Origin of the sequence: Acidiphilium multivorum AIU301 (assembly GCF_000202835.1) — a bacterium.
Taxonomy (GTDB): domain Bacteria; phylum Pseudomonadota; class Alphaproteobacteria; order Acetobacterales; family Acetobacteraceae; genus Acidiphilium; species Acidiphilium multivorum.
Genome location: NC_015186.1, coordinates 2747900 through 2764519 on the forward strand (window position 1 = coordinate 2747900; position 16620 = coordinate 2764519).

Below are 16620 nucleotides of genomic sequence, written 5' to 3' on the forward strand. Positions count from 1 at the left end.
GCGGTACTCAAAATGCATCCTTGAGATTGCTAGCGCCATCTGTCATATTAATAGATGACACATGACGCATGGAGGTCGATCATGACTGCGACGATCGAAAGCCAACCGACCCTGATTGCGGCGAGTCCCTACAGAAGGTAACCGCGCTGTTCGGCGGCCCGCGCGCTTTTTCGCTGCGCAACACCGGCCCTATTGAGGCTCATGAGCTACTTTTCAAGGGGCTACCGGCCACGGCGCTTGATCATTTGCTTGCGCAACTCACTCTTATCCGCAAGATGGATTCGCTGGCAAAGGCGATTGGGATGAGCCTCCGCACCTACCAGCGATTGAGGGAGACGCAAGCAAAGTCGCTAAGCCGAGAGCAAAACGGCCGGGCATGGAAGTTTGCCGAGATCCTGTCCAGGGCAACCGACGTCTTCGGCTCACAGCTTCGGGCGGAGCAGTGGCTTGAGGAGCCGGTGATCGGCCTCGATCGGCGCCGACCAATCGATCTTCTCGAAACACCTGCTGGAGTAACACTCGTGGAGGATTATCTGACGCGCCTCGAATACGGCGTTTACACATGACGCCACTGCCGGCCGCCCTTGGAGGGACCGGGCTTGTAGCGTGGCGCATTGACCAGGAGGTGTATGCGGCCAGTTGGGATAACGGCGAAGGCGCCCACCTCGGCGGAGGGCGCTGGAACAGCAGAGGCGTGCGCGCAGTCTATTATTCGCTATATCCGGCGACCGCGATTCTCGAGGTCGCCGTGCACAAGGGATTTGGCATACTCGACACATCCCCCACACGCTCACGGCAATAACCGTGGACGACCCGGCGCAGGTTTACGTTGTGGACCGCCGCATGGTTCCAAACCCCAACTGACTTCGTCCGGGTATACCGTCGGCTGGCCAGCAGAAATTCGGGGACGAACTGTTGAGGCAACATCGGTGTTTTCTGATCCCGAGCACCGTGTCGACGTATAGCTGGAATCTGATCTTCCTCGGAGAAGCAGACTAGTCCGGCTATACGATCAGGCATCAAGAGCGCTTTGCGCCCGACCCGCGCCTCCACCGCCAGCCAGCCCCTGATTCCCGGGCCTGCGCAGGGCGCTGAGTCCAGCGTCGGGACAGCGGAGCCTATCACCGCTTCCGCACCAGCCCAGTCTGGATCAGGACGGCCATCAGCAGGAAGAGGCCGGAGGCGAGGTTCTGGTAATACGAGCTGAGATTGCCGATCTGGTCGATTACGTTCTCGATGACGCCGAGCAGCAGCACGCCCGAGAGGGCGCCGGCCATGGTGCCGACGCCGCCGGTCAGCAGCACCCCGCCGATGACGGCGGCGGCGATCGAGCGCAGTTCGTCGCCCTGCCCCGCCGTCGACAGGCCGGAGGAGAGATGCGCGCCCAGCAGCGCGCCGGCGAGGCCCGCCAGCGTGCCCGACAGCACGTAAGTCGCGACCTTGACGGTGGCGACCGGGACGCCGAGCATCCGCGCCGCCTCCTCGTTGCCGCCGATCGCGAACACGGCGACGCCGAAGCGCGACCGGTTCAGCACCAGCGCCGCCAGCGCGAAGCCGGCGAGCAGGATCCAGATCAGGTTGCCGACCCCGAGCAATGTGCCGTTGGCGATCTGGCCGAACAGGCCGGGGTGGAGGATGACCATGCTGCTCCTGGCCAGGACGAGGTCGAGGCCGCGCACGCCGAGCAGGGCGGCGAGCGTGACGATGAACGGCGCCATGCCGGCGCGGGCGATCAGCAGCCCGTCGATCAGCCCGACCGCCGCGCCCGCCAGGCAGGGCACCAGCAGGGCGGGCACCCAGCCATAGGGCACCGCATAGGCCGCCAGCACCGAGCCGAGGCCGATGACCGAGCCGACCGACAGGTCGAACCCGCCGAGAATGATCACGAAGGTCTGGCCGATCGTCACCAGGCCGACGAAGCTCGCCGCGACGCCGATATTCTCGAAATTGTTGACCGTCGCAAAATACGGGAAGACCGCGCTGGCGATGATCGCGGCGATGGCGAGGACCACGATGGCGCCGCGCGACCGGATCAGCGCGATGATCCGCGCGCGGCGTTCGGTGTCCGGTGCTGCGATGCCCGCACCGGCGGCTGGCGCGCCGCTCATCCGCCGGCCCGCTGCAGGTACAGCGCGGCGACGATGAAGGCCGCCTTGAGGATCTGCGCGTAGCTGAAATTGATGTCGTTCATGATGAAGCTCGCTCCCAGGACCTGTAGCAGCAGGACGCCGAAGACGCCGCCGGCGATCGAGACCCGGCCGCCGGAGAGCGGCGTGCCGCCGATCACGGCCGCGGCGATCGCGTCAAGCTCGAAATTCAGCCCGATATAGTTGGGATCCGCCGCGCCGAGCCGGGCGGCGGCGAACAGGCCGGCAAGCCCCGCAAGCAGGCCGCTCGCCGCATAGACGGCGAACAGCGTCCGCCGCACCTTGATGCCGGCGATCACCGCCGCCGCCTGGTTGGCGCCGATGAAGACGAGGCTGCGCCCGAAGACGGTGGTGCGCACGACGAGGGCGACCGTGGCGGCCAGCGCGAGGGCGATGATCGCGACCATCGGCACCAGCGACACGGCGCCGATGCCGAGCCAGTCGAACACCCCGCCCGTGGGCAGCGACACGCGCGATCCGTCCAGCAGCGCCTCGGCCAGGCCGCGGGCGGTGACCAGCAGCGCCAGGCTCGAGATCAGCGGATTGATGTCGAGGAAGGCGATGAGCGCGCCGTTCAGCAGGCCCACCGCGAGGCCGGTGCCCAGCGCCGCGACGACGGAAACACCCGCGCCGCCCGGCAGCGCCAGGGCCATCACCGATGCGGCGAGCGCCATCGACGAGCCGACCGACAGGTCGATCCCCCGCGTGCCGATCGCCAGGCTCTGCCCGAGCGTGATGAGGATGATCGGCGCGGCCTGGAACAGCAGGTTGCGGATCACGATCGGGTTGCGGAACCCCGGCGTGAAGATCAGGTCGACGATCACCAGCAGGGCGAAGGCGATGTAGACGCTCTGCGCGCGCAGCATCGCCGCCGGCGTGTCGTGGCCGGCGCGCGCCGCAAGCCCGGCAAGGCGGGACGGCCTGTTCATGACGGCGCTCATGCTCCCGCCCGCTCGTGCGGGGCGGCCAGCCGGTCGAGCACGTCCTGCACGCCGGCGCCGGCGGTTTCCATCGTGTCCGCGACACGTCCCTCGTCGAGGATCACCAGCCGGTCGGCCAGCACCATCAGCTCCTCCATTTCCGAAGACGTCACCAGCACACCGAGGCCGCGCTCGACCAGGCGGCGGATCGCGTCATGCACCTCGGCCTTGGCGCCCACATCGATCCCCCGCGTCGGGTCGTCGAGCATGATGGCGCGCGGGTCGGTGGCGAGGCAGCGGGCCAGCAGGACCTTCTGCTGGTTGCCGCCCGAAAGCGAGGTGATGGGCGCTTCGGCGCCCGCCGTCTTGATCCCCAGCAGGCGGACGAACTCGGCCACCATTTCGGCCTGCCGGCGGCGGGAGACGAAGCCGTAGCGGGAGATGCGCCGCAGCGCGCAGGCCGTCAGGTTCTCGGCGACCGAGAGCTTCGGAAAGATCCCCTCCGCCCGCCGGTCTTCCGACAGGAAGGCGAGGCCGGCGGCAATCGACCGCTCCGGCGCGGGGGCGGGCAGCGGCCGGCCGCCGACCTCGACCGTGCCGGCACCCGGCGTCTCGATCCCGAAACTCGCCTTCATCGTCTCGGTGCGGCCGGAGCCGAGCAGGCCGGCCAGGCCGACCACCTCGCCGGGCATGACCTCGTAGGACACGTCCCGCACCCGGTTGCGCCAGGTGAGATGGCGCGCGGCCAGCGCCGGGGCGCCCGAAGCCGCCGCGCGCGGCGCGTGCTGGCGCTGCAGCGTCTCCGCGCTCCGCCCCAGCATCGCGGCGATCAGCGCCTGGCGCGGCAGGTCGGCGGCCGGCGCGCTGGCGACCAGGCGGCCGTCGCGCAGCACCGAGAAGCGGTCGCACAGCCGGTAACATTCCGACAGCCGGTGGCTGACGAACAGGATCGCGATGCGCTCGGCCTTCAGCCGGTCGACCACGCGGAACAGGGTCTCGACCTCGCCGCCGGTGAGCGCGGAGGTCGGCTCGTCGAGAATGACGACCTTCGCGCCGAGCCGGATGCCGCGGGCGATCGCGACCATCTGCTGGAGCCCGAGCCCGAGCGTGCCGAGCCGCGCCCGCGGGTCGATGCGCAACTCGTAGCGCGCCAGCAGCGACTGCGCCTCCGCCTCCATCCGGCGCCGGTCGATCAGCCAGCCAAACCGCCTCGGCTCGTGGCCGAGGAAGAGGTTCTCGGCCACGTCCCGTTCGGGGATCAGGTTGATCTCCTGGTAGACGGCGCTGATGCCGTGGCGTTGGGCGGTGCGGGGGGAGTCGAACCGCACCGCCGCGCCGCCCAGCCTGATCGTTCCGTCGTCAGGCTGATGGAACCCGGTCAGCAGCTTGATCAGCGTCGACTTGCCGGCGCCGTTCTCGCCGGCAAGTCCATGCACCTCGCCGGCATTGAGCGTCAGCGACACCCCCTCCAACGCCCGCACCGCACCGAAACGCCTTGAAACGGCGACCGTTTCAAGAACCGGCACAGACATGGGCGTCAGTAGGGAACGCCGCTGGCCAGCGCCGCCTTGGCATTGGCGGGCGTGTAGAGATGATCGCGGATCGTGATCTTCTGCGGCACCGGCTTGCCGTCGAGCCAGTTCTGGATCTCGTGCATGGCGATCGGCCCGAAGCGCGGATTGGTCTCGTCATCGGCATAGATCCAGCCGGAGACGATGTCCTGCACGCCCTGCTTGGTGCCGTCGATGGTCACGATCTTGACCTGCCCCGGCTTCTTGCCGGCGTCGCGCAGGGCGGTGATGGCGCCGTAGGCCATCGTGTCGCTCTGCGTGTAGATCGCGTTGACATCGGGATGCGCGAGCAGAATCTGGCTGACCACCTTCTGCGCGTCGGTCGTCGACCAGTTGCCGGTCTGCGCGGCGATGACCTTCATGCCGGGATATTTCGATATCGCGGCGGCGAAGCCCTTGGTTCTCGCGGTTTCCACCGAATTGCCGTAGGCGCCTTGGATCTCGGCGATCACGGCGTGCCCGCCCGTCGCCTTGGCCAGTTCGCGGCCGTCGATCACACCCTGGTTGTAGAAATCCGACCCGACGAAGCTCAGGAAGTCGGAGCAATGGGTTCCGGCCGTCTCGCGGTCGATCGTGATGATCGGGATATGTTTCGCGACCGCCTGGGCGAAGGCCGGCTGCAGCCCGGTCGAGTTGAGCGGCGCGATGACCAGGGCCTGCGCACCCTGGTTGATCATGCTCTCGACATCGGCGACCTGCTTCGCCTCGTTGGAATGCGCGTTGGTGTAGATGTAACGCTTCGCGTGCACCTGATGCGCGGCTTCCCGCAGCGACCGCGTCTCTTCGGCGCGGAACGGGTTCTGGTTGCCCTGCGACTGGGAGAAGCCGACCACGAGGCTCGACAGCTTCGCGTGGCTCGGGTGCGGGTTCACACACACCGCCTTCGACGTTCCCAGGATCATCTGCGCGGCAGTCTGCTTCGCCGCCTGTGCGGATGCGACCGTCAGCATGGCAGCGCCGATGCACGTGGCCGCAAGCAATATCGTTCTGGTCTTCATGTCCCCTCCATTCGCTCTCTTCGGCGTTATCGGGCCGGTTGGCCGTTGTAGTTCCGTATAATGGAACTTAGTTCTATATTCATGCTAAGCGGGCTGTTACAAGCTGTCAAATGCGGATCGGACATCGGCGCCACGGCCCGGGATGCCGCCGCGAATGGCGGGGATTTCGCAGCCCGTTCTGGCCGCTGCGGATAAATTCGGTTTTTTGCAACCAAGGGGGGGGGGTTAGCGAATTGACAGCGCAACGTCCCGCTCTACGCTGAAGGCCCCATGAGGATCGACACTCCCGCCAACGAGGCGTCATCGAGCGTTGCCAAGGCCCTGGCGCTGCTGCGTGCCGTCAGCCTCGCCGAGCCGCCCGCCGGGTTCAACGCCCTGCTGGAGCGGACCGGCCTGCCGAAGGCGACGCTGCACAGGCTGCTGCGCGAACTCGCCGATGCCGGGCTGGTCCGCCATCATTCGCCCGACCGCACCTATCGGCCGGCGCTCGGCCTGCTGGAACTCGCCAGCCGCGCCTGGGACTCGATCGACCTGCGGCAGGTGGCTGCCCGCCATGTCGACGCGCTGTGGCACAGCACGCAGGAGACGGTGCACGTCGCCGTGCGCGACGACATCGAGATCATCTATGTCGACAAGCGGGAAAGTCCGAAGGCGCTGCGGCTGTTTTCCTCGATCGGGCGGCGCGGGCCGCTGTACTGCACAGGCGTGGGCAAGGCGATTTTCGCGCATCTTCCCGCCGCCGAGCGCGACGATGTCCTCGCCCGCCTCACCCTGACGCGCCATACGCCGAGCACCATCACGTCGCGGGCCGGCCTGCGCGCGGAGTTCGAGCGGATCCGCCGCGACGGCGTCGCGTTCGACCGCGCGGAGCATGAGGAAGGCATCGTCTGCGTCGCGGCGCCGATCTTCGACCGGCAGGGCCATCCCGTCGCCAGCGTCAGCGTGACCGCACCAGCCGTTCGCATGAATGACGATCGCGTCGCCGCGCTGGCGCCCGAGGTCAGAAGCGCCGCGGAACGGATTTCGCGCGACCTCGCCTTCTCCAACTGCCCGGTCTGATCGCCCCCGCGCCCGCCCGGAGCACCGCCGCCGGACAATGCCCCGCCCCAAGGCAGGCCGGTTTCGCGGCCCGGCTGCCGGAATTTCCGAACTGGCCGGGAATATTATTTAATATCATATATTTGATGATCGTTTTTGACGAGTTCGGGCTACACTCGCGGCGCGCGGGCGCATTGGGGCCGCCCGCGGGATGGATTTGCGAGGATGCCGAACATGGGGGCAGATGCCGGGACCGCGCCGCAGGGGCGCTCTGGCTGGGCGTTGCGGGGACTGCCGATCTCTTTCGCCGCGGCCGACATGCAGTCGAAGGCCAGCGCCCGCTACGTGCCGCATCCGGGGCCGGGCGGCGCCGATTGCGCCGTATGCCAGTTCTACGAACCCGCACACCCGGGGGCGCCGACCGGAAACTGCATGGTCGTCGCGGGTCTCGTGGGGGCGCGAGGCTATTGTGACTTCTTCACCTCGCGGTGAGCGATGACGCCGAGACCGCCTGCTTCCGGCGAGTCCGCGACGTCCGGCTGGGCGCGCCGGTTCCGGCGGCGGATGCGCCTCGGCGCCGCCGGATTCGTCGTGCTGTTCGTGGCGGTCGCGGTGAAGCTGACCGATGCCACGGTCATCGATCCGCTTCCGCCGAACCAGGCGGCGCTCTCGGCGCTCAGGCCCGACCTGAGCACCAGACCCCTGGAACCGGACCGCGCCGCCATTCTCGATCGCAATGGGCGGCTGCTGGCCGTCTCGCTGCCCGGCGCCTCGCTCTATGCCGATCCGCGCCAGATTCGCCATCCGTGGCGCGACGCCAGGGCGCTGGCCAGGAAGATCGCGGGCCTGGACGTCAGATCGACGGCGCGCCGGCTCGGCATGAAGCATTACGGATTCGTCTATATCTCCCGGCACCTCACCGCCACGCAGGAGCTCGCGGTGAACCGGCTCGGCATTCCCGGCCTGTATTTCCAGAGAACCTGGCAGCGGCATTATCCGCAGGGCGACCTTGCCGCGCATATCCTGGGCGGCGTCACCCCGGGCCAGCACGGCCTTTCCGGAGTTGAGGCCTATTACGACAAGCGGCTGCTGAGCAAGCCCGGCCAGCCGCTGCGCCTGTCGATCGACCTGCGGGTGGAGGCCATCGTCCACCACGAGGTCGCGCGCGCCATGCGCGACTACAAGGCACGCGGCGCCTGCGGAATCGTGGAATCGATGAGCGGGCGGATCGTCGCCATGGTCAGCCTGCCGGATTACAACGCCAACGATTACCACGACGCGCCGGCCGACACCCTGTTCGACCGCTGCATCTCGGGCGACTACGAGCCTGGCAGCGTGATGAAGCTGATGACCCTGCCGGCGGCGCTGCAATCGGGGCTGATGCATTACTGGGACAAGTTCAACACGACCCATCCGCTCGTCATGAACGGTTTCGCGATCACCGACTACGAGCCGGTGCACCGCTGGCTGGCGATGCCGTCGATCCTTGCGTATTCGTCGAATATCGGCGCCTCGCGGATCGCGACCATCCTCGGGCCGAAACTGCAGCGCGCCTGGCTGCGCAAGATGGGATTCTTCAAGCCGCCGCCGATCCAGATGACCGGCGCCCAGCCGCCGATCTGGCATCCCGCCGATACCTGGAAGCTGCTGACGACGATGACGGTGAGCTTCGGCAACGGCATCGCCATGGCGCCGCTGACGCTGGTCAATGCCGTGGTCGCGGACGTGAACGGCGGCATCCTCTTCCGCCCGACGCTGCTCGCGCGCCGGCCCGGCGCGCCGCCGCGCACGGGCGTCCGGGTCATGCGGCCGGGCGTATCGGAAACGATGAGGCGGCTGATGCGGGGCGTCGTGCTGTCGGGAACCGGCGTCTACGCGCGGGTGAAGGGATATCGCGTTGGCGGCAAGACCGGCACGGCGCAGGTCGTCGGCCGGGATGGCCGCTATCGGAACCATCTCAACAACTCGTCCTTCATGGCGGTGTTTCCGGCCGACGATCCGCGCTACGTCATCTACGTGCTGGTGATCCATCCGAGGCCGACGAAGAAGATGGCCGGATTTTCGCACGGCTTCACCACCGGCGGCTATGTCGCCGCGCCGGCGGTCGGGCGGATCATTGCGCGGATCGGCCCGATGCTCGGCATCGCCCCCCTGGAAGGCGCACGGCTTGCCGAGGTGAACCGGCGGTTCGACATTCCGCTCGACCCTCCCGTTCCGCCGGGGCGCACCGCGCTCGGCCCGGGTCATCCGTTTCCGCCCGGCGCCAATGCCTACGCCTATATCCTCGCGCACAGGAAGCCGCCGCGCCATCCGGACCGGCTCGCGGCGCGGCAGGCCCTGAAACGTGTCGAACTGGCAACGCCGGGCGTGGCGCTGCCCGCCGCGCCGCCCACCGTCCAGCGCATCGCGACGCGGGACGCCGCCCCCCACGCATGATGCGGAAGGCGGCGGGCCAGGCTTGGAGGCCTCACCACGGTCGCGTATGAGTGCGGAATGACGCCTGCCGGTGAGCACGAGCTGGGTGGGACGGAACCGGCCGGCGCAAAGGCAGCCGGCCGGCCGAGTTCCCTGGATGCCTATGAAAGCCTGCTCTCGGCCATCGAGGGCGGCGAGTTCGCGCCCGGCGCCCGGCTCCGCGAGGTCGAACTCGCGCGACGCTTCGGGATCAGCCGCACGCCGGTCCGCGAGGCGTTGAAGCGCCTCGAGCATCAGGGGCTTGTCGTCCACGAACCCCATCACGGCGCGATCGTGGCGACACTCGACGATACCCAGCTGGCGGAGCTTTATGAAATGCGCGAGGTCCTGGAAGGAACCGCCGCGCGCCTCGCCGCGCTTCACGCGACCGAGGCGGAGATTTCGCTCTTGGCCGCCCTCGTCGAGCGCGACGCGGCGCTGGTCGACCGGCCCGAGGAGCTGGCGGCCAACAACCGCATCTTTCACCGGCAGATCCGGAACGCGGCGCGCAACCGCTACCTCAACGGAATGCTCGAAAGCATGCGCCTCTCCCTCGCTTTGCTGGGCGGCACCACCCTCGCGGTCCAGGGGCGCGGAGCCGACTCCGTCGCGGAGCACCGCGCGGTCGTCGAGCGGATCGCCGCGCGGGATTCCGCCGGCGCCGAGCGCGAGGCCCGCGCCCATATCCGCGCCGCCTACCGTGCCCGCATTCTCCGCGCGCCCGGCTAGAGCATCATCCGATCAGATGGAGTCATCTGATCGGATAAAGATGCTCTAATTATCAATATCATAGAGCACTACATCCGATCCGGATGGATCGGATGGTGCTCCAAACCGGTAGCCGCGGCACTCCCCAGCTTCGTGAAATTCCCTTGCCGCAGAAGACCGCTCGCCGATTCAGATCCACGATGCGCCTGCCCCGGGAGACATCCGGATGCGTTTCGCATCAAAAAAGAGCCAGCGGCGTGCATGCCGCTGGCTCGAATTCCGGCCGGGCGGGGCCCCGCCGGATCGCGGGAAACCCGGTTCAGGGCATCAGAACACGGTCGATCACCTGAATGACGCCGTTCGACTGATTGACGTCGTATGTCTCGATCTGCGCCACATTGCCCTTGTCATCGACGACCTCGATATTGTGCGGGCCGTTCATCCGGAAGGTGAGGTCGTGCCCCTTGTCGAGGGTGGGCAGTTTCACCATGCCGCCATGGCCTTCGATGTCGGCGCGCAGGGTGTCGAAGGTGAAGTCACCAGGGACGACGTGATAAAGCAGGATCGAGGTGAGTTCCGCCTTGTTCTTCGGCTCGAGAAGCGTGGCGACCGTGCCTTTCGGCAGCATGTCGAAAGCCTCGTTGGTCGGCGCGAAAACGGTGAACGGCCCCTTGCCCTCGAGCGCCTTCACGAGGCCGGCGGCCTTCACGGCGGCCACCAGCGTCGTGTTGTCCTTCGAGTTCACGGCATTCTGCACGATGTTCCGGGTGGGATACATCGGCGCGCCGCCGACCATCACCGAATCGTTCGTCATCGCGGCGAAGGCCGCGCCGCAGGCGGCGAGGGCAAGCGCGCTGCCCAGGGCCAGATGGCTGAGTTTCATGGTCCGTTATCTCCTCTGCTCGATCGCCGGCGGCGATCTCATGCCCCGGTTACGCAGCGGGCATTCAAACGGATGAGTTGCGGAAAGATTTCCTCGGTCACGAGATCGTGAGGACAGGAGTGCGAGGCGGCCATTCGTGCCGCCCCGCCGGCAGATCAGCTGCGATAGCTGCCGTTGATGTCGATATAGCCATGCGTGAGGTCGCAGGTCCAAACCCGCCCGCGCCCGCGCCCCAAGCCGAGATCGACATCGATACGGATGTCCGACCCGCGCATATGCGCGACCACCGGCGCCTCGTCGTAGCCCTCGACCACCCGCCCGTCGCGGGCCATCCAGACGCCGCCGACGGCCACCGCCAGCCGGTCGCGGTCGGCCGGCTCGCCGGACTTGCCCACCGCCATGACGATCCGCCCCCAGTTTGCGTCCTCGCCCGCCACGGCGGTCTTGACCAGCGGCGAATTCGCGATTGCGAGCCCGATCCGCCGCGCCGAGCGCGCGGAGACGGCGCCGGCGACGTTGATCTCGATCAGTTTCCGCGCCCCTTCGCCGTCGCGCACCACCATCAGGGCCAGATCATGCAGCACGGCGTTCAACGCCCGGCGAAAGGCGGCCAGGTCGCGCGCGTCTTCGACGGGTGGATTTCCGGCCGCGCCGGTCGCGAACAGCAGCACCGTATCGGACGTCGACGTGTCCGAATCCACGGTGATCGAATTGAAGCTGGGGCCGACGCCGCGGCGGAGCAGCGCCTGCAGGGTCGCGGCGGGCACCGCCGCGTCGGTCACGATGAAGGCGAGCATCGTCGCCATGTCGGGCGCGATCATGCCGCTGCCCTTGGCGATCCCGGAAATCCGCACCTCGACCCCGCCGATCTTCGCCGTGCGGGTCGACGCCTTGGGAAAGGTGTCGGTCGTCATGATCGCGCGCGCGGCCTGCGCCCAGCGCTCCGGCGCCAGATCGGCGGCGAGCCCATCCATGACCGCGACGATCCGCTCCGCCGGCATCGGCTCCCCGATCACGCCGGTCGACGCCAGGAACACCTGCTCCGGAGCGCATCCGAGCGTGCGCGCCGCAGCTTCGGCGCTCAGCCGCGCCGCCGCCGCACCTGCCGCGCCGTTGAAGACGTTGGCGTTGCCGGCATTGACGACGAGGCCCCGCGCGGTTCCGCCGGGCAGGATGTCGCGGCACCAGGTCACCGGCGCGCCGGGACACTTGTTGCGGGTAAAGACGCCCGCAACCGTCGTGCCGGGCGCGAAGGAAGCGAGCAGCACGTCATCCCGCCCGCGGTAACGGATGCCGGCGGCGGCGGTCGCAAACCGCACGCCGCCGATGGCCGGAAGCTCGGGCAACGGCACCGCCAGCGGCGATACCGGCAGGTCCTTCGCCACGGCGTCCCGCTCAGTTCTTCGCGGGCGCGGCGGAAGCGCCGCCCTGCACCGGCGTGCCGTCCGGATTGAAGAGCTTGATATCCAGCCCCTTGCGCGCATCCTCCAGCGCGGCGGTGACCGCCTTGTTGGTGATCTGCTGCCGGATCTGGTCCTTCACATCCGCCAGCGGCGGCACCGGCTTCTCGCGCTTGCCCTGGCTCTCGATGACATGCCAGCCGAACTGCGAATGAACGGGTGTCTTGGTGTAGGTGCCCGGCTTCAGGGCAAAGGCCGCATCCGCGAAGGGCTTCACCATCTCGTCCTTGGTGAACCAGCCCAGTTCGCCGCCGTTCTTGGCGCCGGGATCGATGCTGTACTTCTTCGCTAGGGCGGAGAACTTCGCACCCTTGCCCAGCTGGGCGATGATCTTCTCGGCTTCCTGCTGGGTCTTCACCAGGATCTGCCGCGCCTTTACTTCCTCGGGCTGCTTCGCCTTCACGTAATGCGAGTCGTAATAGGCCTTCACCGCCGCATCCGTCAGCTTCGGCTCGACCAGCGCGCGGAGATAGGCGCGTTCAAGCGCCTGGTCCGCTGCCGCCTTCATTTCGGCGGCCACCTTCGGATCCTTGGCGGTGCCGGCCTTGCGGGCCTTGACCAGCAGGGCGCGCTCATCGACGAGGCGGTTGAGAAGCACCGGGAAAAGCTCCTGCGGCGGCGCGTTCTGCAACTGCGGCGGGAGATCCTGCGCCGCCTTGGCGACGTCCGAAAGGTGGATGTCATGGCCATCGACGATCGCGACAACCGTGTCCTTCTGCGCCTTCGCGGCGGGCTGGGCCTTGGTTGCGGCCGCCGGTGCCGTTGCACCCGCATCGCCGCCGGTGGCCGCCTGCGCAGGGCCGGCCAACCCCAGCGCAATCACCGCGGCGAAGGCGAAACCGACCGAATATCCTGAGAGAGAACGCTTCATGCTGCTGGTCCCTAGTGGAAATCGGCCGCACCATGACTGAAGCGCGCATCGCCCGCAACCCGCCCGCCTCCGGCTTCGCTTACATTTGCGGCCATGCCCCCACCCGTAACGATGCTTGATTTGACCAGATCGGCGCACACTCTTATGTCAGATCAGCGCCCGCAGTCCGGCCGCCGCGCAGAATGGCGCGCGGGCGGGCTGCCTTCACACCCAGACCACTCGGGACAGACAGTTTCAGACTCGCGGATAGACCGGAAGCTCGCTCCAACATGTTCTCAAGCATCGCCCGCGCCATCATCGGCACCAGCAACGACCGCGCGCTGAAAGCCTATCGCCGCCGCATCGCCGAAATCAATGGCCACGAAGCCGCCCTGGCCACGCTCGATGATGCGGCCCTCCAGGGCAAGACCTCCGAATTCCGCGACCGCCTCGCCGCCGGCGAAAGCCTCGACCGCCTGCTGCCCGAGGCGTTCGCCGTCTGCCGCGAAGCCGCGAAGCGCGTGCTCGGCATGCGCCATTTCGACGTGCAGCTGATCGGCGGCATGGTGCTGCACGATGGCAAGATCGCCGAGATGAAGACCGGCGAGGGCAAGACGCTCGTCGCCACGCTGCCGGTCTATCTCAACGCGCTCAGCGGCAAGGGCGTGCATGTCGTCACCGTCAACGATTATCTCGCCAAACGCGACGCCGGCTGGATGGGCCAGCTCTACAACTTCCTCGGCCTGTCCGTCGGCGTGATCGTGCCCGGGCTGGAGGACGATGCGCGGCGCGAGGCCTACGCGGCCGACATCACCTACGGCACCAACAACGAGTTCGGCTTCGACTATCTGCGCGACAACATGAAATACGCGCTGGCCGACATGGTGCAGCGCGACTTCAATTACGCGATCGTCGACGAGGTCGACTCGATCCTGATCGACGAGGCCCGCACCCCGCTGATCATCTCCGGCCCCTCCGACGAGCCGACCGAACTCTACAACCAGGTCGACGGCATCGTGAAGCAGCTTGTCGAGGACCCCGAGACCTACGACAAGGACGAGAAGTTCAAGACGGTGAACCTCACCGAGCTCGGCTCCGAGCGGGTCGAGCAGATGCTCTCCGAGGCCGGGCTGCTCACCGAGGGCAATCTCTACGACGTCTTCAACGTCTCGCTGGTGCATCACACGAACCAGTCGCTGCGCGCGCACACGCTGTTCACCCGCGATGTGGACTACATCGTCAAGGACGGCCAGGTCATCATCATCGACGAGTTCACCGGCCGCATGATGGAGGGCCGCCGCTATTCCGACGGGCTGCACCAGGCGCTGGAAGCCAAGGAGCACGTCACGGTCGAGCGCGAGAACCAGACCCTCGCCTCGATCACCTTCCAGAACTATTTCCGCCTTTACCCCAAGCTCTCCGGCATGACCGGCACGGCAATGACCGAGGCCGACGAGTTCGACGAGATCTACAAGCTCGCGGTGGTCGAAATCCCGACCAACGTGCCCGTCGCCCGCAAGGACGGCGATGACGAGGTCTATCGCTCGGCCGACGAGAAATACGAGGCCGTCGCCGCGCTGATCGAGGAATGCCGCCAGCGCCAGCAGCCGGTGCTGGTGGGCACCACCTCGATCGAGAAATCGGAGATCATCTCGAACCTGCTCAACAGCCGGAAAATTCCCCACGCCGTGCTGAACGCGCGGTTTCACGAGCAGGAAGCGGCGATCGTCGCCGAAGCCGGCGCGCCGGGTGCTGTCACGATCGCGACAAACATGGCCGGCCGCGGCACCGACATCAAGCTCGGCGGCAATCTCGAGATGCGGTTGAAGACCGAACTCGAAAGGCTGCCCGAATCCGCCCGCCCGGCACGCGAGGCGGAGATCCGCGCCGAGATCGAGGCGGCGCACGACATCGTCCATGCCGCCGGCGGCCTGTTCGTGATCGGTACCGAGCGGCACGAGAGCCGCCGGGTCGACAACCAGCTGCGCGGCCGCTCCGGCCGCCAGGGAGACCCCGGCGCCTCGCGCTTCTTCCTCTCCCTCGAAGACGACCTGATGCGGATCTTCGGCTCCGACCGGATGGGCCCGATGCTGGAGAAGCTCGGCCTCAAGGACGGCGAGGCGATCATCCATCCGTGGATCAACAAGGCCCTCGAAAAGGCCCAGAAGAAGGTCGAGGCGCGGAACTTCGACACCCGCAAGAACCTTCTCAAATACGATGACGTGATGAACAACCAGCGCAAGGAGGTTTATGCCCAGCGCCGCGAGTTCATGCGCGCCGAAAGCGTCGCCGATGTGATCGGCGAAATGCGCGCCGACACGATCGCCCAGATGGTCGAGCGGCGAATCCCCGAGAAGGCCTATGCCGAGCAGTGGGAAAGCGCGGAACTCGCCGAGGACGTGAAGCGTGTGTTCGGCCTGGAGCTGCCGGTCATCGACTGGGCCGCCGAGGAAGGCATCGACGAGAGCCATCTGCGCGAGCGCATCAGCGAGGCGGTCGAGGCCCACATGGCCGCCAAGGCCGCCAATTTCGGCCCGGATTTCATGCGCTTCCTCGAGAAATCGATCCTGCTGCAAACGCTGGATCATCTCTGGAAGGAACATCTGCTCGCGCTTGACCATCTGCGTCAGGGCATTGGCCTGCGCGCCTATGGCCAGCGCGACCCGCTCAACGAATACAAGGCCGAGGCCTTCGCCCTGTTCACCGCGATGCTCGAGGACCTGAAGGAACAGGTCTCGTCGGTGCTCGCACATGTTGAACTCGGCTCCGACCCGGCCACGGCACCGGCGCCCGCCTTCGATCCGGCATCGATGTTCACCAGCCATCCCGCCAGCGGCCCGTATGACGGCGTCGCCCTGGCGGAACCGCAGCCGACGCTCGCGCCGGAGATGGCGGTCAGCACCTACCGGGCCGAATCGGTTGATCCCAACCGACCGGAGACCTGGGCGTCCACGCCGCGCAATGCCGCCTGCCCATGCGGCTCGGGCAAGAAATACAAATACTGCCACGGCAGGGTGACCTGATCGGATGCGGCTCCGGCCTCTTCTTGCCGCACCGCTCTTTCTGCCATCGATGCTGGCCGGCATCGTTCCCACCGCAACCGCTGCACCGCGGGCGACGGTGTTCGTCGCCCCGATCGACTTGTTCGACACGGCGGCCGACCAAAGGCCGGCCGCCGTCGCCGACCAGCGTCTTTGGCTACATGAGGCCGCCGCCCGGATCCGGGCCGATCTCGACCATGCGGGTCCGGTCAAGGCCGTCGGTACCGCGGAGACGCGCGCGAGAATGGCGCCGATCAACGACGATTACGATCATCCGTCGACATGCCCGGAATGCCTCGCCACCGCCGCGAGGAAGGCGCACGCCCGGTTCCTCTTCGTCGGCACCCTGCACCGGGTCAGCGATCTGATCGTCTATCTGAAGGGCTATCTGCTCGACCTGCGTTCCGGGCGCGAGTTGATGGGAAGAACCTTCGAAGTGAAATCCGACGACCACATCATGCTCGACCGCGTGGCCGACCGGATGGCCACAGCCATCGAACGCCATCTGCCGCACTGATTTTCCTGAGGCTGGCCAGGGGAGGCCCTGCCT

The 16620-nt window shown here is 67.3% G+C and carries 15 protein-coding genes; 8 read left to right on the forward strand and 7 right to left on the reverse strand.

Features of this window, described 5'->3' with window-relative positions:
- Positions 1 to 68 precede the first annotated feature (68 nt).
- Complete coding sequence (gene parS / locus ACMV_RS12375; protein WP_013640628.1) at positions 69 to 566, forward strand: type II RES/Xre toxin-antitoxin system antitoxin; 498 nt, start codon at positions 69 to 71, stop codon at positions 564 to 566.
- Positions 563 to 802, forward strand: coding sequence for an RES family NAD+ phosphorylase (locus tag ACMV_RS21985; RefSeq protein ID WP_197535784.1), 240 nt, complete (start codon positions 563 to 565; stop codon positions 800 to 802). The genes parS and ACMV_RS21985 overlap by 4 nt, the downstream gene beginning before the upstream one ends.
- 319 nt (positions 803 to 1121) lie before the next feature.
- On the opposite strand, the gene ACMV_RS12380 is transcribed toward ACMV_RS21985, so the two are convergent.
- Genes ACMV_RS12380 through ACMV_RS12395 form a run of 4 tightly spaced genes read right to left on the reverse strand, consistent with a single transcriptional unit; the run spans position 1122 to position 5636 of the window.
- Complete coding sequence (locus ACMV_RS12380) at positions 1122 to 2108, reverse strand: ABC transporter permease (RefSeq protein ID WP_013640630.1); 987 nt, start codon at positions 2106 to 2108, stop codon at positions 1122 to 1124.
- Positions 2105 to 3076, reverse strand: a complete 972-nt coding sequence (locus tag ACMV_RS12385; protein WP_007421931.1) for an ABC transporter permease — start codon at positions 3074 to 3076, stop codon at positions 2105 to 2107. Before ACMV_RS12385 ends, ACMV_RS12380 begins: the two co-directional genes overlap by 4 nt.
- Positions 3077 to 3084: 8 nt before the next feature.
- On the reverse strand, positions 3085 to 4599 hold the full coding sequence (locus ACMV_RS12390; RefSeq protein ID WP_041665076.1) for a sugar ABC transporter ATP-binding protein: 1515 nt from the start codon (positions 4597 to 4599) through the stop codon (positions 3085 to 3087).
- 5 nt (positions 4600 to 4604) lie between these two features.
- Positions 4605 to 5636, reverse strand: coding sequence for an ABC transporter substrate-binding protein (locus ACMV_RS12395; protein WP_007424742.1), 1032 nt, complete (start codon positions 5634 to 5636; stop codon positions 4605 to 4607).
- 270 nt (positions 5637 to 5906) lie between these two features.
- Between ACMV_RS12395 and ACMV_RS12400 the strand changes: the two genes are divergently transcribed.
- From ACMV_RS12400 to ACMV_RS12415, 4 genes are all read left to right on the forward strand, one after another.
- Positions 5907 to 6695: an IclR family transcriptional regulator gene (locus ACMV_RS12400; protein WP_007424743.1), complete on the forward strand. Its 789-nt coding sequence runs from the start codon at positions 5907 to 5909 to the stop codon at positions 6693 to 6695.
- Positions 6696 to 6908: 213 nt separating this feature from the next.
- A complete protein-coding gene (locus ACMV_RS12405) occupies positions 6909 to 7166 on the forward strand; it encodes a hypothetical protein (protein WP_013640632.1) in 258 nt (85 codons plus the stop codon).
- 3 nt (positions 7167 to 7169) lie between these two features.
- Positions 7170 to 9110, forward strand: a complete 1941-nt coding sequence (locus tag ACMV_RS12410) for a peptidoglycan D,D-transpeptidase FtsI family protein (protein WP_035186808.1) — start codon at positions 7170 to 7172, stop codon at positions 9108 to 9110.
- Positions 9111 to 9167: 57 nt separating this feature from the next.
- On the forward strand, positions 9168 to 9857 hold the full coding sequence (locus ACMV_RS12415) for a GntR family transcriptional regulator (protein ID WP_007424745.1): 690 nt from the start codon (positions 9168 to 9170) through the stop codon (positions 9855 to 9857).
- Positions 9858 to 10155: 298 nt separating this feature from the next.
- Here ACMV_RS12415 and ACMV_RS12420 read toward each other — a convergent pair whose 3' ends face one another.
- The 3 genes from ACMV_RS12420 to ACMV_RS12430 form a co-directional block, all read right to left on the reverse strand.
- On the reverse strand, positions 10156 to 10719 hold the full coding sequence (locus ACMV_RS12420; protein ID WP_007424746.1) for a fasciclin domain-containing protein: 564 nt from the start codon (positions 10717 to 10719) through the stop codon (positions 10156 to 10158).
- Between the two features lie 155 nt (positions 10720 to 10874).
- On the reverse strand, positions 10875 to 12104 hold the full coding sequence (argJ, locus tag ACMV_RS12425) for a bifunctional glutamate N-acetyltransferase/amino-acid acetyltransferase ArgJ (protein ID WP_007424747.1): 1230 nt from the start codon (positions 12102 to 12104) through the stop codon (positions 10875 to 10877).
- Positions 12105 to 12114: 10 nt separating this feature from the next.
- Positions 12115 to 13050 carry a peptidylprolyl isomerase gene (locus ACMV_RS12430; protein ID WP_013640634.1) on the reverse strand — a complete coding sequence of 312 codons (936 nt, stop codon included), beginning with the start codon at positions 13048 to 13050 and terminating at the stop codon, positions 12115 to 12117.
- Between the two features lie 269 nt (positions 13051 to 13319).
- On the opposite strand from ACMV_RS12430, the gene secA reads away from it, so the two are divergent.
- Complete coding sequence (secA, locus tag ACMV_RS12435; RefSeq protein ID WP_013640635.1) at positions 13320 to 16052, forward strand: preprotein translocase subunit SecA; 2733 nt, start codon at positions 13320 to 13322, stop codon at positions 16050 to 16052.
- Between the two features lie 49 nt (positions 16053 to 16101).
- Complete coding sequence (locus tag ACMV_RS12440) at positions 16102 to 16587, forward strand: DUF2380 domain-containing protein (protein WP_231844404.1); 486 nt, start codon at positions 16102 to 16104, stop codon at positions 16585 to 16587.
- Positions 16588 to 16620 lie beyond the last annotated feature (33 nt).